The 25,328-nt window shown below is 63.3% G+C and carries 20 protein-coding genes and 1 tRNA gene; 11 read left to right on the top strand and 10 right to left on the bottom strand.

Annotation, left to right across the window (positions count from 1 at the left end):
- Positions 1-286 precede the first annotated feature (286 nt).
- The 5 genes from QQK95_RS02565 to QQK95_RS02545 form a co-directional block, all read right to left on the bottom strand.
- Positions 287-1,519, bottom strand: coding sequence for a CmpA/NrtA family ABC transporter substrate-binding protein (locus QQK95_RS02565; protein ID WP_284268574.1), 1,233 nt, complete (start codon positions 1,517-1,519; stop codon positions 287-289).
- A complete protein-coding gene (locus QQK95_RS02560; RefSeq protein ID WP_284268572.1) occupies positions 1,516-2,124 on the bottom strand; it encodes an ANTAR domain-containing response regulator in 609 nt (202 codons plus the stop codon). The genes QQK95_RS02565 and QQK95_RS02560 overlap by 4 nt, the downstream gene beginning before the upstream one ends.
- 145 nt (positions 2,125-2,269) lie before the next feature.
- Entirely contained in the window at positions 2,270-2,611 is a 342-nt protein-coding gene (locus QQK95_RS02555; protein WP_284268570.1) for a hypothetical protein, read from the bottom strand.
- 102 nt (positions 2,612-2,713) lie between these two features.
- Positions 2,714-3,514 carry an endonuclease/exonuclease/phosphatase family protein gene (locus QQK95_RS02550; protein WP_409371647.1) on the bottom strand — a complete coding sequence of 267 codons (801 nt, stop codon included), beginning with the start codon at positions 3,512-3,514 and terminating at the stop codon, positions 2,714-2,716.
- 245 nt (positions 3,515-3,759) lie between these two features.
- Complete coding sequence (locus QQK95_RS02545) at positions 3,760-5,223, bottom strand: phospholipase D-like domain-containing protein (RefSeq protein WP_284268566.1); 1,464 nt, start codon at positions 5,221-5,223, stop codon at positions 3,760-3,762.
- A 315-nt stretch (positions 5,224-5,538) separates the two neighbouring features.
- Between QQK95_RS02545 and QQK95_RS02540 the strand changes: the two genes are divergently transcribed.
- The 9 genes from QQK95_RS02540 to QQK95_RS02500 all read left to right on the top strand — a co-directional run bounded on the left by QQK95_RS02540 (position 5,539) and on the right by QQK95_RS02500 (position 14,919).
- Positions 5,539-5,733, top strand: a complete 195-nt coding sequence (locus tag QQK95_RS02540) for a hypothetical protein (RefSeq protein WP_284268564.1) — start codon at positions 5,539-5,541, stop codon at positions 5,731-5,733.
- A gap of 264 nt (positions 5,734-5,997) precedes the next feature.
- Positions 5,998-7,020, top strand: a complete 1,023-nt coding sequence (locus QQK95_RS02535) for a helix-turn-helix transcriptional regulator (RefSeq protein ID WP_284268562.1) — start codon at positions 5,998-6,000, stop codon at positions 7,018-7,020.
- An 89-nt stretch (positions 7,021-7,109) separates the two neighbouring features.
- Positions 7,110-7,628, top strand: a complete 519-nt coding sequence (locus tag QQK95_RS02530; RefSeq protein WP_284268560.1) for a helix-turn-helix domain-containing protein — start codon at positions 7,110-7,112, stop codon at positions 7,626-7,628.
- A 199-nt stretch (positions 7,629-7,827) separates the two neighbouring features.
- Positions 7,828-12,441, top strand: coding sequence for a beta strand repeat-containing protein (locus tag QQK95_RS02525; RefSeq protein ID WP_284268559.1), 4,614 nt, complete (start codon positions 7,828-7,830; stop codon positions 12,439-12,441).
- 7 nt (positions 12,442-12,448) lie between these two features.
- Complete coding sequence (locus QQK95_RS02520) at positions 12,449-13,009, top strand: invasion associated locus B family protein (protein ID WP_284268557.1); 561 nt, start codon at positions 12,449-12,451, stop codon at positions 13,007-13,009.
- 13 nt (positions 13,010-13,022) lie between these two features.
- Positions 13,023-13,691: a hypothetical protein gene (locus QQK95_RS02515; RefSeq protein WP_284268555.1), complete on the top strand. Its 669-nt coding sequence runs from the start codon at positions 13,023-13,025 to the stop codon at positions 13,689-13,691.
- A 36-nt stretch (positions 13,692-13,727) separates the two neighbouring features.
- Entirely contained in the window at positions 13,728-14,189 is a 462-nt protein-coding gene (locus QQK95_RS02510) for a DUF4189 domain-containing protein (RefSeq protein WP_284268553.1), read from the top strand.
- Positions 14,174-14,719: an invasion associated locus B family protein gene (locus QQK95_RS02505; RefSeq protein ID WP_284268552.1), complete on the top strand. Its 546-nt coding sequence runs from the start codon at positions 14,174-14,176 to the stop codon at positions 14,717-14,719. The genes QQK95_RS02510 and QQK95_RS02505 overlap by 16 nt, the downstream gene beginning before the upstream one ends.
- A gap of 101 nt (positions 14,720-14,820) precedes the next feature.
- Positions 14,821-14,919, top strand: a complete 99-nt coding sequence (locus QQK95_RS02500) for a putative RiPP precursor (RefSeq protein WP_193364014.1) — start codon at positions 14,821-14,823, stop codon at positions 14,917-14,919.
- 121 nt (positions 14,920-15,040) lie between these two features.
- Here QQK95_RS02500 and QQK95_RS02495 read toward each other — a convergent pair whose 3' ends face one another.
- The 4 genes from QQK95_RS02495 to QQK95_RS02480 form a co-directional block, all read right to left on the bottom strand.
- Positions 15,041-16,372 (bottom strand): HlyD family type I secretion periplasmic adaptor subunit, encoded by a 1,332-nt coding sequence (locus QQK95_RS02495; protein WP_284268548.1) that lies wholly within the window; start codon positions 16,370-16,372, stop codon positions 15,041-15,043.
- 13 nt (positions 16,373-16,385) lie between these two features.
- Positions 16,386-18,233 (bottom strand): type I secretion system permease/ATPase, encoded by a 1,848-nt coding sequence (locus QQK95_RS02490; protein WP_284268837.1) that lies wholly within the window; start codon positions 18,231-18,233, stop codon positions 16,386-16,388.
- Positions 18,234-18,306: 73 nt separating this feature from the next.
- A complete protein-coding gene (locus QQK95_RS02485) occupies positions 18,307-21,840 on the bottom strand; it encodes a DUF5801 repeats-in-toxin domain-containing protein (protein ID WP_284268546.1) in 3,534 nt (1,177 codons plus the stop codon).
- Positions 21,841-22,153: 313 nt separating this feature from the next.
- Positions 22,154-22,801 carry a LuxR C-terminal-related transcriptional regulator gene (locus QQK95_RS02480; protein ID WP_284268544.1) on the bottom strand — a complete coding sequence of 216 codons (648 nt, stop codon included), beginning with the start codon at positions 22,799-22,801 and terminating at the stop codon, positions 22,154-22,156.
- A gap of 304 nt (positions 22,802-23,105) precedes the next feature.
- Here QQK95_RS02480 and QQK95_RS02475 point away from each other — a divergent pair, with 304 nt between their 5' ends.
- Complete coding sequence (locus QQK95_RS02475; protein ID WP_284268542.1) at positions 23,106-23,609, top strand: hypothetical protein; 504 nt, start codon at positions 23,106-23,108, stop codon at positions 23,607-23,609.
- Positions 23,610-23,825: 216 nt separating this feature from the next.
- On the opposite strand, the gene QQK95_RS02470 is transcribed toward QQK95_RS02475, so the two are convergent.
- A tRNA-Met gene (locus QQK95_RS02470) sits at positions 23,826-23,902 on the bottom strand.
- 241 nt (positions 23,903-24,143) lie between these two features.
- Here QQK95_RS02470 and QQK95_RS02465 point away from each other — a divergent pair.
- Complete coding sequence (locus QQK95_RS02465; RefSeq protein WP_284268540.1) at positions 24,144-25,103, top strand: Gfo/Idh/MocA family protein; 960 nt, start codon at positions 24,144-24,146, stop codon at positions 25,101-25,103.
- Positions 25,104-25,328 lie beyond the last annotated feature (225 nt).

The raw sequence follows: 25,328 nt of genomic DNA, 5'->3' as shown, positions 1-25,328 counted from the left end.
CCGGCCAGGTCTTCGCGCCCGAGAGACCGGGAGCGCGTTTTGACCTGAGCGGCAGCTTTGCCTGTGGCGCCCGCCATTGGACGCCTGTTCCGTGACCCGCGAAGGGCCTGGTTATTCCAAAGCAGGAACCGTGCCAGTTTCGGTTGAAAGGAAAAACATCAATGAAATCAGAGATTCATGCCGGTCGATGGCGCGCCGGGCAATATGGCGGGCAGGCCAAAGATTGTTCATTAGGGCCATCGCGCGCACAATTTTTGTGCAATGCACAAGAATGGCGCGGAAATGATCAGGCTTCCGCGCGGACCGATTTCTGGCCGGCAATATACCTCTCGATCTCATCGGGATCGAAGATCTGGCCGTCGAAGAAACCGTCCGGGCCGAGCATCAGGCCGGCACCGGTCGCGCCGACCGCGGTGGCGACCTTGAGCGCGCCTTCGACCTTCGCATTGGCCCCGGGAAGCGCGACACCGAGCGGCTTCAGCGCCGAGCGGTAGAGGTCGGGCCGGTAGCAATTCCGGGCGATGGCGAGATTGTCGGGCGTGTGCGCGACGTGCCCCCAGCGCACCATTTGCGTGTAGAACCACAGCGCATGGCTCTTCCAGGGAAAATTCGCCGCCTTGTCGAAGGGCAGGAAGAAGTCGTCGATATCCCGCTCCGCCCCGCCACCCAATTGCAGATGGCCGGTGAGGATCGGCATCTGCACGGCCGGCGGCAGGCCGAGGAAGCCTGGCCGCGCCATCACGGCGGCCAATTCGGTGTGGTTGGCCGGATCCTGGCACCAGCGGGCCGAATGGTGCAGCGCGCGCAGCAGCGCCGCCAGCGCCTCGGGATTCTCGTCCGCCCAGGCCTTGCGCACGCCGATCACCTTCTCCGGGCTATTGCGCCATATCTGCGCCTTGACGGTGACGATATGGCCGGTACCGGCGGCGACCGCGGCACTGTTCCAGGGCTCGCCGACGCAGTAGCCATCGATGCGTCCAGTGGCGAGCGCGTCGGCCATGAAGGGGGGCGGCACGATGACGATCTCGATTGCGCGGTCCGGGTCGATGCCGCAGGCGGCCAGCCAGTAGCGCAGTTCGTAATTGTGCCCGGAATGCGGATGCACCACGGCAAAGCGCAGCGGTTCGCGGCCCGCGACTGCCCGATCACGGATGAATGCGCCGAGTGCCGCGCCTGCGCGTGCCGGATCGAGATCGGGTTTGGCGCCATGCGCCGCCATGCCCGCCCAGACAGCGTTGGAGATGGTGACGCAATTGCCGCCGAGCCCGAGCGAGAACGGCACGATGGTCTCGGAGGCGAGCGGCGTCAGCCCGAGATTGCAGGCGAGCGGCATCGGTCCCAGCATATGCGCGAGATCGAAATGGCCGATGGCGATGCGGTCGCGGATGTTGGCCCAGGAGGTTTCGCGGTGCAGCGTAAGCTCAATGCCTTCGCGGGCGGCGAAACCAAGTTCGCTCGCGGCGACCAGAACGGCGCTGTCGAAAAGCGGCATGAAACCGGCGGTGATCTGGTGCCTCATGCTCGTTCGTCCTCCGCCGGCCCCAGCAGCCCGGCCGCGGTCACCAGGCTTTGGGCGATGTCGCTGATCTTGCGGTTCTGGTTCATCGCCGTCTTGCGCAACAGCGTGTAGGCGGCCTCTTCGGAGAGGCCGCGCGACTTCATCAGTATGCCCTTGGCGCGATCGATGACCTTGCGGCTCTCGAGTTCGCTGCGCGCTTCTTCCAACTCGCGCGCCATGCGCGAGAAGGCATTGAAGCGGCTGATCGCCATGTCGAGGATCGGCTTGACGCGCTCTTGCCGCAGACCATCGACGACATAAGCGGACACGCCGGCGTCGACCGCGGCCTCGATCGAGGCCTGGTCGGAGCGGTCGACGAACATGGCGATCGGACGCTTCACTGCGCGCGACAGCTGGAACATGTTTTCGAGCATGTCGCGGTTGGGATTTTCGAGATCGATGACGATGACATCGGGTTCGATCTCGGCGATCCGCCGGGCAATGCCGGTCACGTCATGGATCACGGTGACATGCTGATGCCCGGCCTCGCGCAGGCCGGCCTCGATGATCGAGGCGCGGATGCGATTTTCATCGATCACCAGGACGGCTAAGGAGGATCGGACCATGCCTGCATTGTGGGCAAGGCCGCGAAATTGTGCAATGCGGCATGGCCACGTCCTTGGAACGGGCGTGACTATGCCGCATCATTGCATGCCGCCATGGATCGCCTGTGGGAACGGCGCTGCGGTGTTCCGCTATTTCATGGGTAGGTCAGCCGCAGACGCGGACCTGCTCGATCACCTTGTGGTGGTGGCGCCAGTGCTTGACCAGTTCGATATGGCAGCGGTGGTGGCGGTGATGGCGTCGATAATCGCCATTGTAGTTGTCATCATACTGCGCGTTCTGGTCGCCGCCATATTGGTTGCCATATTGGTTGTCGTAATTCTGGCGGTGATGGCGGCGAACGACAATCTGGCCGTTGTCGGACTGATCGTCCGGTGAATACTGGTTGTTGTCGTCGGATTGAATAATCACGCTTGCGGCTTGCGTCGGCGCAATGACTGCGGCTGTGGCGGCCAATGCCACCATGGAAGCCAGAAATAGCTTTTTCACGTCTCGTCCTCCTACGGGTTCAATGCGTATCAACTCACGGAGAGAATTAGCGTTCCAAAATGAATCACGGCGCTTTTCGAGGCCGTGGACGACAAGCCGGTCCTACAGGCGGACGAATGCCGTGAGCGGCAGATGGTCGGAGGCGACGCGCGAAAGCGGTGTGTCGTGGGCTTCCACGGCTGCGATCATTCCGTGCCGGTTGGTCATGATCCGGTCGAGTGCCAAAAGCGGCAGGTTCGAGGGGAAGGTGGGGACCGCCGGCGGCTGAGGCCCGAACGTCGCGTGCAGCGTGTTGAGCGCGGAGCGGTTGCCGAGCCGCCATTCGTTGAGGTCGCCAAGCAGCAAGGTCGGCTTTTCGTCCGGGCTGCTCATGAGATCGAGCACGACACGGGCCTGCTGCGAGCGCGAGTGGCGTAGCAGGCCGAGATGGGCGGCGATAATGCGCAGCGTCCCGCTTCCGTTCAATTCGATCTCCGCCACCACCGCGCCGCGCGGCTCCAGGCCCGGAAGCCTGATCTGATGCACGTCACGGACGACGCCCTTCTTGAACAGCAGGACATTGCCGTGCCAGCCATGGCCCTTGCCGGTGGCCGAAATCGGCACCGGCACCAGGCCGGTTTCCCGCTCGAGGCGGGGCAGGTCGAGAAGCCCGTCACGGTCGCCGAAGCGGTTGTCCGCCTCCTGCAGGGCGATCACGTCGGGGTCGATCTCGCGGATGACCCGGCTGGTGCGCTCGGGATCGAACTTGCGATCGACGCCGATGCATTTGTGGACGTTGTACGAGGCGACCAGCGTTCCAGTTGCGGCCGTCGTCTTGTGCGCAGCCGCGTTTGCCTTGCGCATCCGCCTGTCGCGAATCGACAAAAGCACGGTTGCCGGGAGGCTGCGTCCGTTCATCCGCACCGTGTGCCTGCCATGCCTGCTGGTCTCACCATGCACCTCAAATAGAGTCTTTGTGCTTATGTTCCATGGCCGACACCAAACTATCCGTCAAACACGTCGTTTTGTTAAAGCCAGAGACTTTTTTAGAGATAGGGTGAGAACCCATCTAGAGATAGGGGTGAGAACCCCATCTAGAGATAGGGGTGAGAACCCCATCTAGAGATAGGGGTGAGAACCCCATCTAGAGATAGGGGTGAGAACCCCATCTAGAGATAGGGCGATCCCAGCCACAGGATGCGGTCGAACAGCCGGATGATGAAGGGGCGGGCTCGCAAGGAGTCCAGGGTGACGGGAGTGGCCGCTTCGATCGCCGATCCAATCCGGGCTTCGATCTCGCGGGCAAAGCCTGCGTCGAGGACCTCCAGATCGATCTCGAAGTTCAATCGCAGCGACCGGGCGTCGAGATTGGACGAGCCGACATAGGCCCACACACCGTCGATCGAAAGCAGCTTGGAATGGTCGAATGGGCCCCCCGTGCGCCATATGCGGCAATAATTCTTCAGGATCTGGTCAAATTGCGCGGTCATGGCGCGGTCGACGAGGAAGAGATTGTTGACCGCCGGCACCACGACGTCGATCTCGACGCCGCGCCGCGCGGCGGTGATCAAGGCGCTGATCAGTTCGCGGTCCGGCAGGAAATAGGGCGACATCAAACGGATCGACTTGCGCGCCACCGAGAAGGCGCCGATCAGCAGCTTGTGGTTGGTCTCATTGCTGGCATCCGGCCCGGATGCGACGGCCCGCACCAGCATCGGCTGGCCGGGAGCCGGCGACAGCGGGGCAATTCGCCAGGCGTCGCCCTTCAGTGCTTCGTTGGTGGCGAAGCGCCAGTCTTCGGCAGCGACCGAGAACAGGTCGGCGACGACAGGTCCGGTGACCTTGAAATGCGTGTCCCTGGCGCTGTTGGAGCCTGCGAATTCGGCCGAAAAACCCTTGCGGATGTTCATGCCGCCGGTGAAGACAACGGTGCCGTCGACCACAAGGATCTTCCGGTGAGTCCGGAGATTGGCGTAGGGCAGGCGCAGGCCCATGACGATGTTGCCGTTGAAGACATCGGCGGGGATGTTGGCGCGGCGCAGATGGCCGAGGATGCTGGGAACGGAGTAACGAGCGCCGACGGCGTCGATCAGCACGCGAACAGTAACGCCGCGCGCGACAGCGCCGGCCAGCGATTCGACGAAAAGCAGGCCGACGGCGTCATTGTCGAAAATATAGGTCTCCAGCAGGACGCTGCGCTCGGCGCCGTCGATCGCCGCGCGCATGGCGGCATATGCCTCGTCGCCGGTCTCCAGCACGTCGATGGCATTGCCCGGGTTGAGCGCGCGCCGCGCCACCCTGTCGCCCAGCGTCCGCAGGCCGGTGAAGCGCTGACCGTAACGCTCGACGATCTGGGCCTCCTCGGCGGCGACATCGCGCTCGATCTTGGTGGTGGCAGCGTCGCCGGCAAACGGACGCTGCGCGGTGATCGTGGCGCGGCGAATGCGGTTGATGCCGGCCACCGCATAGATCAGCACGCCAAGGATCGGCGACAGCACCATCACGCCGACCCAGCCGGTGGCGGCGCGCACATCCTCCTTGGTCATGACGGCGTGGGCGATGCCGACGGTCGCCATCACCACCGAGATGATCGCCAGGATTTGGGTCCAGTGAGTCGCAATGGTCTCGAACATTGCCGGGACTATCCAGCGAGCGGTTGCAGAAGGCAATGCGGCCGGTCAGCGCCTCGCATCGGCGGATGGCGGCCGCGGCCCGGCCAGTGTTTCGGTTGAAAAAACTATTCCCAGGCGCCGTTTTAGCCGATGAAATTGCCTCTAGACTCCGGCCTGGGAAAACCAACTTGACGCGAGGGAAAGCATTGAGACCGCGTGATCCTGTGCTGCCCTGGTGATCCAAGGCTTCCTGTACTTTGGTGCCATATCTGTTGTATATCAGAGGAGGCGAAATTAGCGGTATAACACTTCGATTGGAGGCGGGGGGAACGCCGAATGACGAAATTCAACTTCGAGGCGCCTCCCGTGGGGGATGGCGACATGTCGGCCGAATGCCAGCGCCAGTTGCTACCTCTCATCCATGATATCGTCCAGGCGGCGGTCGCGGCCGGCTGGAACCGCGACGATGTTCTTCTGGCTTTTGTCGAACTCACCTGGGATCTGTACGAGAAACGTCGCGGTGATCTGTAGCCGCTCGGCGCTCCGTCCTGCCTGGTTGCCGATTTTTGGCGCAAAAAACGAGCAATGAATTCTCAGGGATGGCGCAGACCTGCCGCCGCCGTGGAATAGAATGCTCGTCAACTTCCTCGGTCGGTCTTTTTTTCTGTCTTTTCGCGAATAAGAATTTTTCTTTGCGCGGGGGAGTTCTTCCCTAGCCGAGACGCCTGCGTTACGCTTGTTCCGGGTTCGGGCAAGGGGATTTCAAGCGGCGGCAAGGCGGCTGAGGCGACGCGAATGAAAAATGCGGACGAAGCTCGGGAACGCGGCGTTTCCCGAGGCGTCGATCGGGTAGCCCGATATGTGCTGGACATCATTCCAGAAAGTGCCGGTCCCAGAAGAGCCACCGCGCGTGGCAGCGTCATCCATTCCGTCCGCGGTCCCGGCTCGCAGACGTTCCTGGCCAGGGAACATTCCGCGGGCATCGTGCTGAGGCCCGGGCGCAAATTCAGGGCCTCGCTCGGCAGCGACAAGATCACGGAACACGATGCGCCGGTCGGATGCCTCATCGTCAATCCCGCTGGAGTCGACAGCACCTTCGCCTGGTCGCAGACCAGGGAAAATGCCGTCGTTTCCATCTCTCCCGAAGCGCTGTCGGAGTTGGCCGCGCATGAACTCGATCACTCCGACGTGAAGCTCGAGCCACCTGCGTTCGGCAAGGTCGACCTGAGGGCGCTCAACATCGCCCAGATGATCACCGCCGAACTGACCGGCAAGCTGCCGCCGAACGAACTCTATCTGGACTCGCTGCTCACGGTGTTCGGGGTGCATCTGCTGCGCACCTACACCGGCCGCAGCCGGCAGGCCGCGTCGCCCAAGGGCGGGCTCTCCGCCGCTGGTGCTCGACGCGTTCGCGAGGATCTCGACGAGAATTTCGTGCGAAAGGTCATGGTCGCTGAACTGGCGTCGGTCGCGGGGGTTTCCCCCAATCATTTCATAGCAAGGTTCGCCAGCACGTTCGGGATGCCGCCGCATCGCTATCTGATCAACCTGCGCCTGGACTTCGCCGAAAAACTACTCGTTGACGGCGAGCTTGCAATCGCCGAAATCGCCTACCTCGCGGGGTTTTCGGACCAGAGTCATCTGGCTGCAACCATGAAGAAATACAGGGGCAGAACACCGACCATGACCGGAAATGCGCCGGGCAGAAACCGAAGGCTCAGGATGGCAAAGTGGCAACACCTGCCGTCTGATAATCCAAGACCGGAATTTCCTACAAAGCTTCCGGAGTTTTCCAAAATACGTCCGTCACCACTGTGACCCAGGCATTACGGGAGTCATTCGAAATAGCATGCAGCCTGTGCATTATTCGCCATCTGGCCGGACTGATCGAATGAACCGGAGCGACAATGCAGCCACAGCTCGATCAATCACGAATTGTTTTTGGGGGGAACGGGGAGGGCGATCTCGGGTTGAATTCCATCTGCGAAATATCAAGGGACCGAAAGATGCGGCCTGATGATGGCCCTCCGGGATCGGCGTCCGGACCCAGTCCCGCGCGACAGCCGGCGCTGAACGTGAAGGGCGGCCTTTCCGCCCACAGCGCGCGCAAGGTGCAGGAATTCCTCGATCAGAATTTTACGCGCAAGATAGCCCTTGCCGAGATGGCGGCGGTTTGCGGGCTTTCATCCTATCATTTCGTGCGGGCTTTCTCCCGGACGTTCGGGGTGCCGCCGCATCAATATGTCCTCGATCTGCGGCTGGATTTCGCCGAGAAGCTGCTTGCCGAAACCCACATGACGATCGCCGATATCGCCCATTTGAGCGGTTTTTCGAGCCAGAGCCATTTTACTACCGTGATGAAGAAATACCGGCGATTGACGCCACTGCAGCTTCGCTTCGGCAAGCTTAATTCGAAGCTTAGGTGATATATTGATCGCTTAATTGTCTTACTTTGCCTTATTAAAGCGCTAACTAAAGTAACTATCCGTTAACTCCTGCGAAGTTGCCGCTATTTTTTCTGACAAAATAGCAATTTCCTGAAATACGGCAAACCAGAATCATGGCTTTCTGCGAGTGCTGGAATTTGTCAGACATTTGCCGACCGCTGGCGAACGGAGAGGGACCATGAGCGACAATCGCATTTCGAGTGGCTCGTTTGTTCAGCATCGCACGGCGCATTTCGCCAGGCATTGGATTGCCGGGGCCGAGCACGGCTCCCGCGCGCTCCGCCGCCGCCTGATGGCGGTGCTGCGCATGGCTCATTGCGTGCTCGGTATGGGGCGCAAGCGCCTGGGGCTCGGAGCGCTGGGCGCCGGTGGGATGCTCGGGGCAGTCATGGGGATCATGATCCCGCAGGCGGCTTTCGCGCAGGTTGTCATTGGTAACGGGGTTCTGACAAACGCCGCGAACTGCACGAACCCCTCCGCAGGGGTGCAAAGCATAGCGATCGGTTGTGGCAACACCGCCCCCGGCGCTGCCTCAACCGCCGTTGGCAACAACGCCCACGTGAATGGCAACAACGCCTTGGCGTTGGGCACCGGTATCACCGCAACGGGCGATGCTTCGATCGCCATCGGCTATGCGATGGGTGCCAATGGCCTCAACGCCATAGGTATAGGTGTCTTCGCGAACGCCACCGGCGTTAACGCTCTTGCCGTAGGTGGGAACGCCCGCGCACTCGTGGACGGAGCATCGGCTTTTGGTGTCAACAGCACCGCAAACGGGGCGAACGCCGTCGCTCTCGGCTCAACGGCCAGCGCTTCGGGTGGCGCCTCGGTGGCGATTGGATTGTCTTCCAACGCCTCATCTGCAAACGGTTCAGCCATAGCCATGGGGGTCGGCGCCAAGGCAAACGCTGGAGCGGGCGGCGGTTCTCCCGTTTCCATCGGCACGAATGCCAATGCAAGCGGCACCGCTCCTGCCGGCTTCACGTTCGAGGCCGTTGCGCTCGGCACAGCCTCAACCGCAACGGGGGCATGGTCGGCCGCGGTAGGCTCGAGCGCATCCGCGACCGGGACCGGGTCCAGCGCGTTCGGAACCTCCGCCACGGCGTCGGCGAACCAGTCCACGGCAATCGGCAACGGGGCGGCCGCCTCCGGCGTCGGGACCACGGCCATGGGTTACCTGGCCAAAGCCGCCGGGACGAATGCCGTTTCGATTGGCAACCAGGCCAGCGCCGGAGGGTTGAACTCGCAAGCTCTCGGCAACGTCGCCAATGCTTCGGGCAACTTCGCGCTGGCGCTCGGCAATTCGGCCGTGTCGAGCGGAGTAGGCTCCGTCGCGGCCGGATCGGGAGCCCAGGCCACGGACGTCTCGACCACAGCGCTCGGCAACAACGCCGCTGCGACCGCCGCAAACGCAAGTGCCCTGGGACTAGGCGCCACTGCAAGCGGCGTAGACGGCACGGCGATCGGCAAGTCGGCCAATGCGAGCGCGCAGGACGCCATCGCCATGGGCACCACCTCAATTGCGAGTGGCACCGCCAGTACAGCGGTCGGTAACGTCGCTGTCGCCAGTGGCGCAAACGCTTCGTCGTTCGGGTCCGGCGCGAAAGCGACAGGAGACAATTCTCTCGCCGCCGGCGTCAGCGCCAACGCCGGCGGAATTGGCAGTACGGCACTCGGCATCGGCGCCAATGCGTCGGCGACGAGCGCCATTGCCGTCGGCAACAATGCCAAGGCCAGTTCTGCCGAAGCGGTCGCCATGGGCACCAATGCGGTGGCGACCGGGGGCAAGGCTGTCTCCATCGGTTCCGGCAACACCGCCTACGGCGACGGCGCGGTCGCCATCGGCGATCCCAGCTATGCCAGCGGCACCGGCGCCTTCACCGGCGGCGCCAACAACATCGCCAACAGCGACGGCACGGCGAGCGCCACCGCGGCCAATATGGCCAACGGCGCTGTCGCTATCGGCAACAACAACAAGGCGATCGGGCAGGGCTCCGTTGCCCTGGGCAATGGCTCGACTGCTGGTGCCGCCGGCCTCGCAGGCAATGTCGCGCTGGGCAATGGCGCTACCGCAGCCGCAAGCTCCGGCGACGTGGCGCTGGGCTCCGGTTCCGTGACCACGGCGGCGGTCGGCACGGCAAGCGCCGTGATCAACGGTACGACCTATGCCTTCCAGGGCACCAATCCGACCTCGACGGTCAGCATCGGCGCGCCGGGTGCGGAGCGCACGCTCACCAATCTGGCGGCGGGGCGGATCAGCTTGACGTCGACTGATGCTGTCAACGGCTCGCAGCTCTTCGCCACCAACCAGGCGGTCGACGCCATCGGCGCCACGCTCAACAACATCAATGTCGGCGGCGGAATCAAGTATTTCCACGCCAATTCGGCCCTGCCGGATTCTCAGGCCCTGGGAACGAATTCCGTCGCGGTCGGGCCCAACGCCGTGGCCAACAACGCCGGCGATGTGGCGATCGGCCTGAATTCGACGTCAGGAGCAACGACCAATGTTGGCGGAGCCACGATCGGCGGCACCGCCTACACCTTCGCCGGCGGCACGCCGGCAGGCGCCTTCTCGGTCGGGTCGGCAGGCGCCGAGCGCCAGGTCCAGAACGTCGCGGCCGGACAGTTGAATGGCGGCTCGACCGATGCGGTCAACGGCTCGCAGCTCTTCGCCACCAACCAGCAGGTGACGCAGAACACGACCGATATCGCCAATATCGGCAGTGGCGTCACCAATCTTGGCAACACGATCAACAACATCGCCGGCGACACCTCGACCGCCTATACCGACGCCAACGGCATAGGCATCCGCTACGCCCGCACCAACGAGGCCGGCCTGGCGCAAACCGATTCCTTCGCGCAAGGGGTCGGCTCCACCGCCGTCGGCTACCAGGCGACCGCGACCGGCGTCAGCGGGCTGGCGCTCGGCCGCGGCACACTGGCCAGCATCGACGGCAGCGTGGCGCTTGGTTCGGGTTCCGTGGCTGACCGGGCCGTGGCGCCCGCCACCGGCCAGATCGCGGCCGGTCCTGCCAACTTCATCCAGTACAACACCACCGACAAGACGCTGCTCGGCGCCGTGTCGGTCGGCACGGCCACGTCCTACCGCCAGATCACCAATGTGGCTGACGGCACGCAGGCGCAGGATGCCGTGACCGTGCGCCAGCTGCAGGGGGTGATCGCCTCGGTCTCGGCGACGTCGACCAAGTATTTCCATGCCAATTCGACGGCCGGCGACTCGCTCGCGGTCGGGGCGGAGTCGGTCGCGGTCGGCCCGACGACGGTCGTCAACGGTGACAATGGCGTCGGCATCGGCAATGGCGCCATCGTCGACCAGACCGCGCCCGGCGGAACGGCCATCGGCCAGAACGCCCATGTCATGCTGGCCGACGGCCTGGCGCTCGGCACCAATTCGACCGCGGCCGGCGTCCAGTCGGTGGCGCTCGGCGCGGGCGCCAACAGCACCTTCGCCAACAGCGTGGCGCTGGGCGCGCAGTCCGTCACCACGGTCGGCGCCCAGGCCGGCTACACGGCCTTTGCGCTCACCGGCCCGCAGACCTCGGCCGGCGAAGTGTCGATCGGCAGCGCGGGAGCCGAGCGCAAGCTCACCAATGTCGCGGCAGGCTCGGCCAATACCGATGCCGTCAACGTCTCGCAGCTGCGCGGGGTGTCGCAAAACATCAGCAACCTTTTCGGCGGCGGCACCACGGTCAATCCCGACGGGTCGATCACCGGGCCGACCTATACGATCCAGGGCAACACCTACTCGACCGTCTATGACGGGTTCACGGCCGTCAACAATGCGCTGACCACCATCAGCAATGGCGCCGGCATCAAGTATTTCCACGCCAATTCGACGCTGGCCGACTCCACCGCCAGCGGCACCGACAGTGTGGCGATCGGGCCGGCCAGCGTGGCCAGCGGCACCAACAGCCTCGCCGCCGGCAATGGCTCGACCGCCACGGGCCAAGGCGCCGTGGCGCTCGGCCAGGGCGCCAAGGCCAACAACGCCAATGATGTGGCGCTCGGTTCCGGCGCAGTGACGCAGGCAGCGGTCGGCACTTCCAGCACCGTCATCAACGGCAAGACCTACACTTTCGCCGGCACCGCCCCGATCGGCACCGTCAGCGTCGGCAGTGCCGGCGCCGAGCGCACGATCACCAACGTCGCCGCCGGACAGATCAACGCCGGCAGCACCGATGCGATAAACGGCTCGCAGCTCTACGCCACCAACACGGCGATCCAGGACCTGAAATCGGGCCTCGGATCGCTCACCCAGAATGCCGTCGTCTATGACACCAATCCGGACGGCAGCAAGAAGAACAGCATCACGCTGCAGGGCGGCGACGTCAACGCGCCGGTGGTCATCTCCAATGTCGGACCCGGTGTGGCGGGCACCGACGCGGTCAATGTCAACCAGCTGAACCAGGGCCTGACCAACGCCATCAGCACGTCCAACACCTACACCGACAAGGTGGCCGCCACGACCTTGCAGCAGGCCAACAACTATACCGACCAGAAGCTCAGCCAGCTCAATACCGACATCAGCGGCATACGCGACGAAGCCCGCCAGGCGGCGGCGATCGGGCTGGCCGCGGCCTCGCTGCGCTATGACGACCGTCCCGGCAAGCTCAGCGTCGCGGCCGGCGGCGGCTTCTGGCGGGATTCGAGCGCCTTGGCCTTCGGTGCGGGCTACACGAGCGAGGACGGCCGCATCCGCGGCAACGTGTCGGGCACGGCCGCCGGCGGTCATGTCGGCGTGGGCGCCGGCATCAGCTTCACCTTGAACTGAGGCAGGAATGAAAGGACTTGCCGTACTGACCTGCCTGGCGCTCTGCGGCGGCCTCGTGCCGGCCGCTGGGCAGGTGGCGTCGCCCTACAGGATCAAGCCCTCGGATGTGGTGCTGCCGCCCGACGTGAAACTGGGAACCTATCAGCGCACGATCCGTCCCTTCGAGAACTGGACGCTGATCTGCGACGAGAACCTCAAGGCGCGCAAGAAGGTCTGCAATGTCTCTCAGGTGATCGAGGATTCCTCGGGCAAGATGGCCTTCAGCTGGTCGCTGGCCGCCACGCAGGACGGCAAGCCCTACATGATCGTCCGCACCGCGCCGAACGCCAGGAGCGATGGCCTGGTGTCGCTGAAGTTCGACGGGCGGGACCAGGCGATCGACGTCCACCTGAACGGCTGCAATGAAGTGGTCTGTGTCGGCATGCTGCCGGTCGGCCCCGTCATGCGCCAGCAGATCTCGCAGAATGCGACGCCGGCGATTTCCTATCCGACCGTCGACGGCAAGACGATCACCGTGACCGCGGCAACACTCAAGGGGCTGACGGCAGCCCTTTCGCCACTCAAATGACCGGGGCAGCACAATGAGCCAGCAGGACCAGTTCATGTCCGCAAAACGCAGCAGCCAGGCCGTCGAGGCCGACCGGCAGAGGCTTGTCGAACCGACGCGGCGGCGATGGCCGCGCGTCGTCGGATTTTCACTGTTGGGGCTCGTCGTGGCGGGCCTTGGCTTTGCCGCCGGGAATTATGCCGCGATCGCCAATCTGGTCGGCAGCGCGACCGCCGCACAGGCCGAGACAGCCAACCCGGCGCTTCCGGACACGCCTTTCCTCGAGCATGTCAAGCAGGCCGGGGTGCAGGCCTGTTCGACCATCTATCCGGTGCTCGGGCAGATCTTGACGACAGGCACGAAGTACAGCGTCAAATCCCTGTGGAACGACCAGGCCGCCGACAAGCACGCCGTCCAGGCCTTCGTCGGCATGGACTATGCGACGGAACGCTATAGTGGACCCGCCGCCGGCGTCGTTTTCGCATCGCCCACCGCTTCGGGTTGCGAGGGGACGATGGTGCGGGTAGCGCCGTTCGCCAGCCCGTGCGCCGATCTTCCGTCCATTCTTCCGCAGGGCAGCAAGATCACCGACCATCTCGGGCAGGTCGAGGTTTACGAACTCGGCGGCAATGCCGGTGAGGCCCTTCTGCTGCCGACAGGCAAAAGCTGCGTGGTGATCTCCGTCGCGTCAGCGGCGAAGTAGGCGAAGCGACCAGGATCAAGGAAAGGGGTGCCGACCATGAGATTGCGGGCTTTGGCAATTTTGGGCTTGACCTTGTTGTGGAGCGGACACGTCGTCTCGTCCGACCTGGTGGCGCCGTCGGAGCCGCAGCAGGAGGAAAAAGGCATCTGGGCGGCCATCGCCTATTCCCAGTCCGACAGCAAATACGGCTTCTTCTGGGGCGCCGACAAGCGGCAGGAGGCGAAGGACATCGCGCAGAAACATTGCGAGAACGCCGGCGGCAAGGCGTGCAACGTCGTCGCCGTCTTCCGCAACCATCGCCATTGGACCGATGACGACCAGACCGGCTTTCCCTACAAGCACTGCGGCGCGCTGGCCATGGCCGACAAGGTCGAGAACCGTTTCACGCCCTGGGGCGTGAACTCGGCAGAGACCCGCCGCGAGGCCGAAGACCTCGCCTTGCAGGCTTGCGAGGCGTCAGGGGCCAAATGCAAGATTCGTGAATGGGTCTGCACATGAAGCGTGGCCTCAAGGCCGTCTGCGCATACGGGGCAATCGCATTCTCGTTGATGTCGCCAGCGTCGGCTGAACAACAGGCGGCGGCTCCAGACGGACCGTCATCGCTGCGCGAAGTCTATCAGGACTGGAGCGTGGCTTGCTCCGTCAAGGAAAATGCCAGGGTCTGTTCGCTCTCACAGGACCAGGTCCAGCAGAACGGCCAAAGGCTGCTTGCCATGGAGATACAGAGGCGCGCGGACGGGTCGACGGTGGCCACCCTGCTTCTGCCCTTCGGCATCCTGCTCGATCCGGGAGTGACGCCCCAGATCGACGATCAGCCGCCATTGTCCCCACAGCGCTTCAGGACCTGCCTGCCGACAGGCTGCATCGCGGTGTTTTCCCTTGACCGATCCATGCTCGGAAAGCTGAGGGTAGGCGAGGTGCTGAAGCTCAATGTCACGACAGATGCGGAGACGCCACTGACATTCCCGGTGTCGCTGCACGGCCTGACCGCGGCGCTCGACCGCATGGTCGCGTTGAGCGCACGGTAAGGACAAGAGCGGCGGCCTGCCAGCCGCCTTCGCCGGGTTCCATGGAACGTTGGTGCGCCGAGGTCGTTTAGTCCCGGTGCCACTGCCAGCGGATCGCGATGATGAAGAAGACCTACGTCAAACCCACGCTTGTGAAACGCGGAAAGCTGACCGAGCGCACGGCACAAATCGTGGCATCCGGGGTCGTATTGGGCGAGTAAAGGCATTTCCGCAGGCGCCCGTGTGCGCAGTGGCTCACGGGCACGCCGCCTCCTCGAACGGTACTGACTGTCCTTGGCAGCCGGGCGACTAGCCCAGCGCCCCGGCTTGGGCTGTCTATGGCTATTTTTCCCGCATCGCCCGGCGGAAGTTCTGGGTGATCGGCTCGGCGAGGTAGGAAAGCACGGTGCGGGCGCCCGTCCGGATCATCGCCTCGCTCGACATGCCGGGCAGCAGCTTGCGACCCTCCAGCTTGGCGAGTTCGTTTCTGTCGATCAACACGGTCGCGGCGAAATAGGGTGCGCCGCTGCGCTCCTCCACCATGCGGTCGGCCGACACGATCTCCACGACGCCGTCGAGCGGCGGCAGATTGTAGCGTGCGAAGGCCGGGAAGCTGACGTGCGCGGGCTGTCCGGGAGCGATCGTCTCGACATCCTCCGGTTTGACCATGGCCTCGACCACGAGTTGTTGTCCGAGCGGTACGATCGTCATCAATGTCTCACCGGGTTTGACGACACCGCCAGCTGTGTGGACCTTCAGATCCATGACGATGCCGTCAACCGGGGCGACAACATCGGTACGGGCAAGCACGTCCCTGGCGGAACGCTCCTCTTGTCTAAGATCGAACAATTCCGCTTCGACCTTGCTTAACTCGTCGACGGCCTCGTTCAGCCGCACTGTGCCGAGGTTCAGGATTTGCATGTCGATCTCGGCCATGGCACTTCTGGCACGGGCGATCGCGGCGATGTTGGTAGCGCGATCCCCTTCGATCTCCTGCTGTTGCCGCCTGAGCAAAAGGTTCCGTTCGCGCGTGGTCAGTCCCTTCGCGAGCAGGCTCTCGAGATCCTTGGTTTCACCCTCGATCGCGTCGATCTGCTTGTCTTTGGTGACGATAAGCTGCTCCAGTCCTGTTATCTCTTCCTCGGTCTGGCGACGGCGCTGATTGAGAATTTCCTGCTCGTCCGTCAAGTTGTGATGCTTGGCCGCGAACACGTCACGCTGCGCGGCAACCGCGTCCTTCGCGGCGGTGGTGGGATTTGCGAGCAACGCCGGGTCAAACGCGATCTCGTCTTTGCCGTCACGCTCGGCCCTGAGGCGTGCGGCCAGCGCCTCTCGCGTGGCAATCCGGTTCTGGATCAGGTCGAGCTGCGCCTTTGCCTGGGTGTCGTCGAGCCGCACGAGGACCTTGCCCGCCTTGACGATATCACCGTTGGCGGCATTGAGCTCCGCGATGATGCCGCCCTCAAGGTGCTGGATGAGCTTGCGGTCGCCGGCGACCTTCACGACGCCCGGGGCCACCGCGGCGCTGTCCAACGGCGCCAGGGCGGCCCAGCCGCCGGCCACGCCGAAGAACAGGAACAGGATGGCGAAGCCGGTACACGTCACGCCCGTGAGACGCAGGGGGACCGGTTCCAGCAGGGAGGGCGGCGGGACGGGTAACGGCACGACGTTCATAGCTGTTCTCATTTCATGCCTGGTTCGCCACGACAGCCGTGCTCATTGCGCTTTGACGCGACGTACGCTTTGAAGAGGGACGTGGCCCGTTGCTGGCGCCGATCACGGCGGTGGAGATTTCCGGCGCGGGATTTGCCGGTATCGCCGGATTTGCGGGTATCTGAGTTACCTGGCGGACGCGCGCGGCGAGTTCGTTGAAGACATGGTCGCGTGAACCGAAGAGGTCTTGTTGGCCCCGGTTGAGAACCAATATCTTGTCGACCTTGTCCATCATGTTCGCCCGGTGCGCGATCAGGATAACGGTCGTGCCCGCCGCCTTCACCGCGCCGAGGGCGGCGATCAGAGCGTCCTCACCCTCGCGGTCGAGGTTGGAATTGGGTTCGTCCAGGATGATGAGTGCCGGGTCGCCATAGAGCGCCCGCGCCAGCCCGATGCGTTGGCGCTGGCCGCCCGACAGCACCGCGCCGGCTTCGCCGATGTCGGTGGCGTAACCTTTCGGCAATCCCTTGATCAGTTCGTGGACTCCCGCCAGCTGCGCGGCCTTGACCACGTTGTTGAAGACCGCCGGGGTGATATTCGCGAAGCGGCAGATGTTTTCGGAGACGGTGCCGGCGAAGAGCTCGATGTCCTGCGGCAGGTAACCGACATAGTGACCACGGTCCTCCGCCGCCCATTGGGCAACGTCCATGCCGTCCAGCAACGCACGCCCCGCGGAGGGGCGCCAGGCGCCGGCCAGTATCCGCGCCAGGCTTGTCTTGCCGGCCCCGCTCGGGCCGATCAACGCCATGGCCTCACCCGCGTTGAGCCGGAAGCTGATGCCTTTCAGGATGTGCTCGCCACCCGGCCGGGCCAGCACGAGGTTCTCGGCCTCGAACCTGCCTTTCGGACGGGGCAGCGGCAGAACCGGCGCGGCTTCCCGGTGCTCCCCGGCGACCGCGGTGAGACGCCGGTAAGCGGCACGCGCTCCGACCGTCGCCTTCCATGTGCCGATCGCTTGCTCGACCGGAGACAGCGCGCGCCCCATCAGGATCGAGGCGGAGATCATGATGCCGGGCGAAGCCTCGTTGCGAAGCACCAGGTAGGCGCCAAGGCCCAGTATGGCCATTTGCAGGGCCAGCCGGTGGCAACGCGCGATGGCCGCGATGACACCGCCACGGTTGGCGGCAAGAACCTGTCCCTTGTTTGCCTCGTCCTGCTGTGCCTTCCAGCCCTCCAGCAGTGGCTTCAGCATACCCATCGCCTGCACAACCTCGGCGTTACGGATCGCCGCCTCGGCCTGCACATAGGCCCGCGACTGTGCGTTCGCGGCCTCGGTCAAGGGCTTGCGCGTGAGGTATTCGTTGAGCACCGCCAGGGCAAACAGGACGATCCCGCCGCACAGTGCCAACCAGCCCAGCCAAGGGTGCATGACGAATATGGCGGCGAAGAACAGCGGCGCCCAGGGCGCGTCAAGGATCGGGAAGATGCTTGGGCTGGTGAAGAAATTCCGGACTTGATCCAGATCGCGCAACGGACGGGCGTTGGCATGACCCGGCGCCGAGGCGGCATATTCCACCGATGCGGTCAGGAGAACCGGTGCCAATCGCGCATTCATCCACGATCCGACGGTGGCCAGCAGACGCCCGCGCACCACCTCCAGCCCCGCCATTGTCACGAGTGCGCCTGCCGCCATCAGCGACAGCATCACCAGCGTCTCCAGGCTGTGGCTGGATAGCACGCGGTGGTAGACCTGCAGCATATAAAGCGCCCCGGTCAGCATCAGCACGTTGATGCCGCCGCTGAACCAGATAAGCGGCCGGATGGCGCGTCTGACCTCTTTCATCACCACCTGCAGGGCAGGGGGCTGTTGTCTGTTTTTCATCATCTGGTTGACATCTCCGGGCGACAGATCGCGGGGTGCGGGGGCAGCCATGGCTGCCCCCGTTGGTCGAGTCTCAGGCGACATCGACAAGGATGTGCTGCATCGCCGTCTGGTCGCCATCCGCGTCCGCCACCTTGAAGGCGAAGTCGAGATGGGCATCCGGCGTCTGGGTCACGGTCGAGGTGAAGCCGATGTCCGTGATCTTCAGCACGTCGTTATCGGTGGGGTCGAAGTTCACCAGGCTGGTGGTCGCATTGCTGCCGCCGCCAGCGCCGGTTGTCGGGTTCAGGTTGATCGCCGTGCTGTTGCCGGTGATGCCGTTGCCCGACTGCATGATCTGGGCACCCTGCAACACGAAGTGCTCGCCGGCTGCGTTGTAGTCGTTCTGCTCGATGATCACGAGGCCGTCGTTGTTGTCGAGCGTGAACTCGCTGCTGTACGGGGCCGGGACGTGGCCTGTCCTGAAGATGTCGGCGTTCTCCACGTACATAGCCCGCGTGATCGAAACATCGTCGGCTGTGGACGCCGTGCCCTTGTCGTCGAGCAGGTTGAGGATCAGCATCAGGTCTTCGCTGTTGCCGATGCCGTCGAACTTAATGGCCATGGCGCCTGCAGTCGCCGTCGGGGTGGTGGCCTCGTTCACGATACCGACGTCGCTGTTGAAGAACCGCAACGTGAGCAGTTCGCCTTTCTGGATCGTGTCGCCGGCGACACCGTTGGTGGCCTGTGTCGCGGACACCCACGTCTCATTGGCATTGCTCACCATCTCATGGCCGCCGAGCGTGAATGTGGAGTCACTGGATGACCCCTCACCATTGTTCGTCAAGCTGAACGGGTTGGCTTTGTTGATCAAGTTGCCGGTGAACTGCACGTAGAAATTTTCATTAGCCGGCGTAGTTGGATCATCCGCCTGCAACTTTTCCAGCACGATCGGCGGGTGGCCGGTATTGCTCGTGGGCACCTTGGACAGGAGCTCACTGGTGTGAATTACGTCGAAGCTGAAACCTTCGAGCGGGTCGGTCAGGTGGATGGTGTAAGTGTCCGCAACCTTGTCGAAAACGAGGGTGCCGCCGGCCGTGCCCGTCTGGACGCCAGCCGCTGGATCCTTGTCGTAGGTGAAGCTGAAGTTGAACGTCGCCGACGTGAGGCTCTCCGATGCGAGCGTCACGTCGGGGGTGAGGATATTGCCACCACCGCCGCCGGTGATCGTACCAGTCAGGCCGATCTGGACGCCGGAAAGCGCGCCATTCTGGTCGACAAAGTCAGAACCACCGCTGGTGTAGAACGCGGCTGTATGAGCATCGGCGCCGATGTCGTACCCGAAGGCTCCGGTGGCCGACGCGTTAAGCGTGTTAGGCAGGGTCTCGTGGGTCCCGGTGCCGTTGCCGGCGTTCTGGTCACCGTCGAACGGCACCGTGATCGTCGGAGCATCGTCCTTGAAGACGAGGTTCGTGCCGATGTCGAGGGTGGCCGATTGGTGGTCGCCGTCCTTGTCGGTGATGGTGGCGGTGAGCTGGACCAGATTGTCGGCGTTCAGGGTCTTGCTGTCGTCGGGGTCGTTAGGGTTGGCATGCACCACCGCGCGGAGCTGGTCGAGGGTCGCGCTTCCGGTGGCATCGACCGAGACGGTGAAGACAAGGTCGTTGGTGCCGGCGGTGCGGCCTTCAAGGACGGCGCCATTGAGCGAGAGGACGACCGCCTCGCCGGTTAGCGTATCGACCAACCCGGTTGCACCGGGATTGAAGCCCAGCGCATAGGTGAGCGTGCCGGCGCCATCGGCGCCAAAGGCCGAACTGAAGTTGGCGGCGAAGCTCTGCGTGGCGGCGGGCCCCAGGGTGGTCTCGTCGACGGTCAGCGTCGGCTCGGTGCCGGTGGTAGAGATGCTCGGGCCGTCATCCTTGAAGATGAGGTTCTGGCCGATGTCGAGGGTGGCCGCCTGGTGGTCACCGTCCTTGTCGGTGATGGTGGCGGTGAGCTGGACCAGATTGTCGGCGTTCAGGGTCTTGCTCTCGTCGGGGTCGGCGGTCGGATGCACCACCGCCCGGATCTGATCGAGGGTGACGCTGCCGGCGGCATCGACCGAGACGGTGAAGACGAGGAGGTTGGTGGTGGCGGTGCGGCCTTCAACGACGCCGCTGCCGTTGACCGAGAGGTTGACTGCCTCATTGGTGGCGGTGTCGGTCAGACCCGAAGGGCCGGCCACGACGCTCAATGCATAGGTGAGCGTGCCGGCGCCATCGGCGCCAAAGGCCGGACTGAAGTTGGCGGCGAAGCTACGCGTGTCGTTGGTGGCAAGCACCGTCTCGTCGACGGTCAGCGTCGGCTCGGTGCCGGTGGTCGAGATGCTCGGGCCGTCATCGTCGAAGTTGATGAAGGAGCCGACCTCTTCGGTGTGGGCGTTTGTGCTCGTCGCGGAGAAATGGAACTCGCTGATGTCGCACCCTTCGTTTGCATCGACCCCCTTGACCTGCAACCGGTCCATCGGGCTGCTGGTGGTGACATCGACCGTCGTGACGTTGTCGAGCCCGGTGATGGTGACGGTGTTCCCGCTCCCGCTGAGCCCGGTGACGGTGATGTTGCCGGCCCCCGTGGCATAGGTGCCATCAGCGGTGATGACGGAGGCAAATTCCGATGTACCCGTCAACTTGATGCCGGTGATGTCCACGGGGTTGGTCGAGGTGCCGTCAAAAAAGTCCGTGCCTTGCTCGTTGCCGGTATTGTTGAAGGCGCTGATGCTGACGTCCACACGCGCAGTCGGAGTGGAAGGCGTTATCTGGTTGATCGTGAACCCGGCCTGGGTGATGGTCTCGATATGCGCGCCATACTGGATTTGCGCGGCGGTGCCTGCGTTCAGATTGCCGCCGGTCACAAAATCGACCTGCAGCGTTTCGTTCGGATTGATGCTCTGGTTGTCGACGCCGAAGCCCTGTGTACTCACGTTGGCGGTGCCACCGTTCAAGCCGATCACCAGAAGCTGCTTGGAAGCGTCATTGGATGAGTTGATCAGATAGAAATCATGATTGCCGGGCGCGGCGGCCGAGCCTAAGAAATTGTTCACGGTGGTGCCCACGACCGATGCGAACACCTTGTTGGTCAGATCGATGCGGTCGTCCGGGTTGGCTGTGTCCGGATGGTGCAACGGCACATATTCGACCGTGTACAGATCCGCATTGGTTGCGCTGGTGTTGATCAGCCCAAGCGAGAAGGCGAGCGGCCCGGTCTCGGCGGGCTCGGCGAGCGGGTCGGAGGTGCCTATGACACCGATCACGACGTTCGCGTGCGTTGCATCCTGGAACAGCCAGACATAATTGCCGTCGATCGTTTGAATTCCGCTGTTCACGCCGACGGTGGTGGAAAACGGGGTCCCGGATGCGCTTTGCGTGAGAACAACCGAGGTGATGGTTTCCCCCGCGCTCGCCGAAGCCACCACGAAGTTGCTTTGGAAGGCAACCTCCGGTGAGGGCAGCCCGCCTGCCGCGTCGAGACCCAGTAGGTATGTCAGCGTTGTGTTGGTGCTGTGCGGCACAACGGACGGGTCAACGTCGTTATCCTGAAGGCCGATGGTTTCGTCGATGATGATGTCTTGAGTTGTGATGTCGAGTGCCATGGAGGTTCTCCCCGGTTCAAAACGCATCAAGAAAAGGGGTTAACTCCCCCCAAATGCCGGATGCCCCTACCCAAGCGCATCCGCCGGCGCATGAAATTGCGACCTTTGATCCTCAATGTGCCGCCGACGCGGAGGGCGCGTCCATTCCCGCTTCGATAGTGTTATGGTGAATGGCCGCACCTGATCGAACGATATATATCCTTCGATAGATCAGGCCGGCGCGGGCGGTTGCGCTTTTGCCGCGGGCCATTGCCGTCGGGCGGCTTTCCGGCCGGTTGCGGGCATCATGTCGATGCCAGGTTGAAAGCGATGATCAGAGCAGGCCGGTTCGGCCTATTCCTGGATGCTCGGCATCCTTGCCATTCGCGACCCAGGCCAATTCCGCCCGGCCGCCGAGGTGCAGCTTCTCGTAGACGTGATGCAGGTGCATCTTCACGGTGCCTTCGGATACATGCAGCCGCTGTGCGATGATCTTGTTGCGCAACCCGCGCGAGACGAGGTCGGCGATCTCGCTCTCCCGCCCGGTCAGCTTGGATTTCGGCTGGGGCTGCGATCGGGGCATCAGCAATTGCTGGACGATCTTGTGGTCGATCCACTTCTTGCCGGCGGCCACCGCATTCACACATTCGACGAGGTAGCGGTGGCTGATGCCGTCGAGCAGCAGGCCGTCGCTGTCGAGCGCCTGAATTTCCTTGATGTCGAGCCTGCCGTTCGGCTGCATGATGAAGATGACGCCGAGAGTGCTGTTGCAGGCTTTCAGCCGGGCGGAAAGACCGATCGTCTGCGGATCCGCGATGTTCAAGCCGACGATGACGATATCGGGCCGATGGCGCGCGACATGAAGGAGAATGTCGGCAGGCCGGCGGCACTGGGCGACAACATCGTGTCCTGCCTTTTGCAGGACCCATTCCAGACCGGCGAGATACACCCCCCGCGGGTCCGCGACAACCAAAGTTGACATGCGAACACCGTCCGTAAAAAACGCAACGAACTTGCCTAAAAACCCGTCAAATTAGGAAACCAGAGCTTAGGCAGTTTGTCAAGAAACAGCTAATATATATTAAGCTATAATAGAAAGCTTAGACTGTCGCGACGATCGGCGCCGACATTTCGCAGGGCAGCGGGTATGCGGTAAAACACGAGGAAAAGCGCCGCCCATTCGTACGGGGTTCCCGGCAAAATCGTGCTGATGACCTGCACGAAGCAGAATAATGTGCAATTCGGCGGCCTGTTGCCGACCGACCGCTTATGATGGGGAGAACTTGATGCGGAACACGATGCTGGGCTTCGCGGCACTTGCCCTGGTTGCATGCCAATCGGCTCCTGTGGAGCCGCAACCCGCCGCTGTCGAACCTCCGTCAGCTCCGGTTGTCGCTCCCCCTGCATTGGCTCCCGCGACTGCTCCTGCAGGTTCGACCATCATGGATCCATCCGTGACGATTACGCCGCCAGCGAAGGGCGTTCCAACAAAGTACGCCGCTTTTTCGGGCATGTGGGCCGGGCGATTGGAGGGCACGTATGAAGCCAAGGTAGCCGTGCAGACGATTTCACCAAACGGCAAGGTGACGGTCACCTTCGCGTGGGGCAATCTGGGCGACAACAATCCGGGAGAGGCCGCCGGTGAAGGAAGAATTGTCGGGACCACATTGAAGCTCGGGCGCCTGCCGAATGGCGCCGACATCAGTTTGACGATGTTGCCTGATGGCACGCTGGCCGGAACCTATGCGCTCGCCGGCCAGACCTACACGGGCGCGTTCACCAAGCAATGATCAGGGAAGCGTCCACATGTTCGCCGGGGACGGGCGGCTTGGCGAGCGACTGAGGGACGCTGACGCCGCTCGATGCAGGCTCTCGCGGGGCGCCGCGTCGATGACGTTGGTGATCCACTGCGACTCGCTCGCCGATAAACCAGCCAACCTCGTCGGCAACTCAAGTAGCTGGCCGCGATTGGTCGCGCCTGCTGCAAGCTCTGTCGTGGAGAAGGGTGGTAGCGGGAGAGGGACTTGAACCCCCGACCCCAGGATTATGATTCCCGTGCTCTAACCAACTGAGCTACCCCGCCAGGGCGGCGAAAGGCCCGAAATCCGCCTTAAATCGAAAGGCATTTCGAGGCGTTCGCCAAGGTCGCGCGGATATAAGGTTGGGAGGGCGAGCCTGTCAAGCTTCGAAGCATTCCATATCGCCGCATATTCTCATTGCCGGAAAAAGCTTTGCCGCATGGACATTTGGTTGCAACCGCCGGGGTTGAGTTCGAAGGGGCACGTCGCTATGTCTCGGCCACGAGTTTTTAGAGTTTGAAACAGATGAAGCCGCGCATTGCAGTCCTCGGTTGCGGATACTGGGGCAGCAACCATATCCGCACCCTCAAGGCGCTTGGCGCGCTGTACGCGGTTTCCGACGCCAACCGGGCGCGTGCCGAAGGCTTTGCCAGCGAACAGGATTGCCTGGCGATCGAGCCGGACCAACTGTTCGGCCGGGACGACATCGACGCCATCGTCATGGCCTTGCCGCCGCAATACCATGCCGACCTTTCCGTGCGCGCTGTCGAGAGCGGCAAGGACGTGCTGGTGGAAAAGCCGATCGCGCTGACCGTTCCGGATGCCGAGCGCTCGGTGCAGGCGGCCAAGGACAATGGCCGCGTCTTCATGGTCGGCCATGTCCTGCGTTTTCATCCCGCCTTCGAGACGCTGAAGGGGCTGATCGACAATGGCGAGCTTGGCGAGGTCCGCTACATCCACTCGCACCGGCTAGGCCTTGGCAAGTTCCATACCGAGAACGATGCACTGTGGGACCTGGCGCCGCACGATCTGTCGATGATCCTGGCCATCACCGGCACCGAGCCGATCGAGGTGCGCGGCGAGGGTGCGGCACTCCTCGACAACCTCAGCGACTTCGCGCATCTGCACATGCGCTTTCCCAACGGCCTGCGCAGCCATCTCTTCACCTCGCGGCTCAATCCCTATCGCGAACGACGGCTGACCGTGGTCGGCACCAAGGCGATGGCGGTGTTCGACGATGTCGAGCCTTGGGAGCGCAAGCTTGCCGTGTACCGCCACGCGGTCTGGCAGGACAGCGGCCAATGGGCCTTCACCACCAACGAGCCGTCCTATGTCGCGGTCGGGCAAGGCATGCCGCTGACGCGCGAACTCGAGCATTTCATCCACTGCATCGAGACGCGGGCCGAGCCGCGCACCAGCGGCGAGGAAGCAATCAGGGTGCTGCGCATCCTGACGGCGGGGACGGTCACCCATACCAAGTCCTGAGGCCGTTTGGAAATTCTGCTCTGGCGGCCGTCTGATGGCGTTTTCTGCGCTTCCCCGTTCTACTGCGTGCAGTAGAACTGAGCTCACGGACCCGAATGTCCGCTGCGCTCCGGTTCTCAAAACCACCACCATATGACTCGCCAGAGCGAATTTCGAAACGGTCTCTGAGCTCGACTTTGTACGTTTTTGGTCAGGTCCATGTCCAGAAGAGGCTGTTGGTTGCGA

Origin of the sequence: Mesorhizobium huakuii, from assembly GCF_030160235.1 — a bacterium.
Classification (GTDB): domain Bacteria; phylum Pseudomonadota; class Alphaproteobacteria; order Rhizobiales; family Rhizobiaceae; genus Mesorhizobium; species Mesorhizobium huakuii.
Note: the sequence above shows the minus strand (reverse complement) of the source record. Positions and strands in the feature narration are given on the sequence as shown.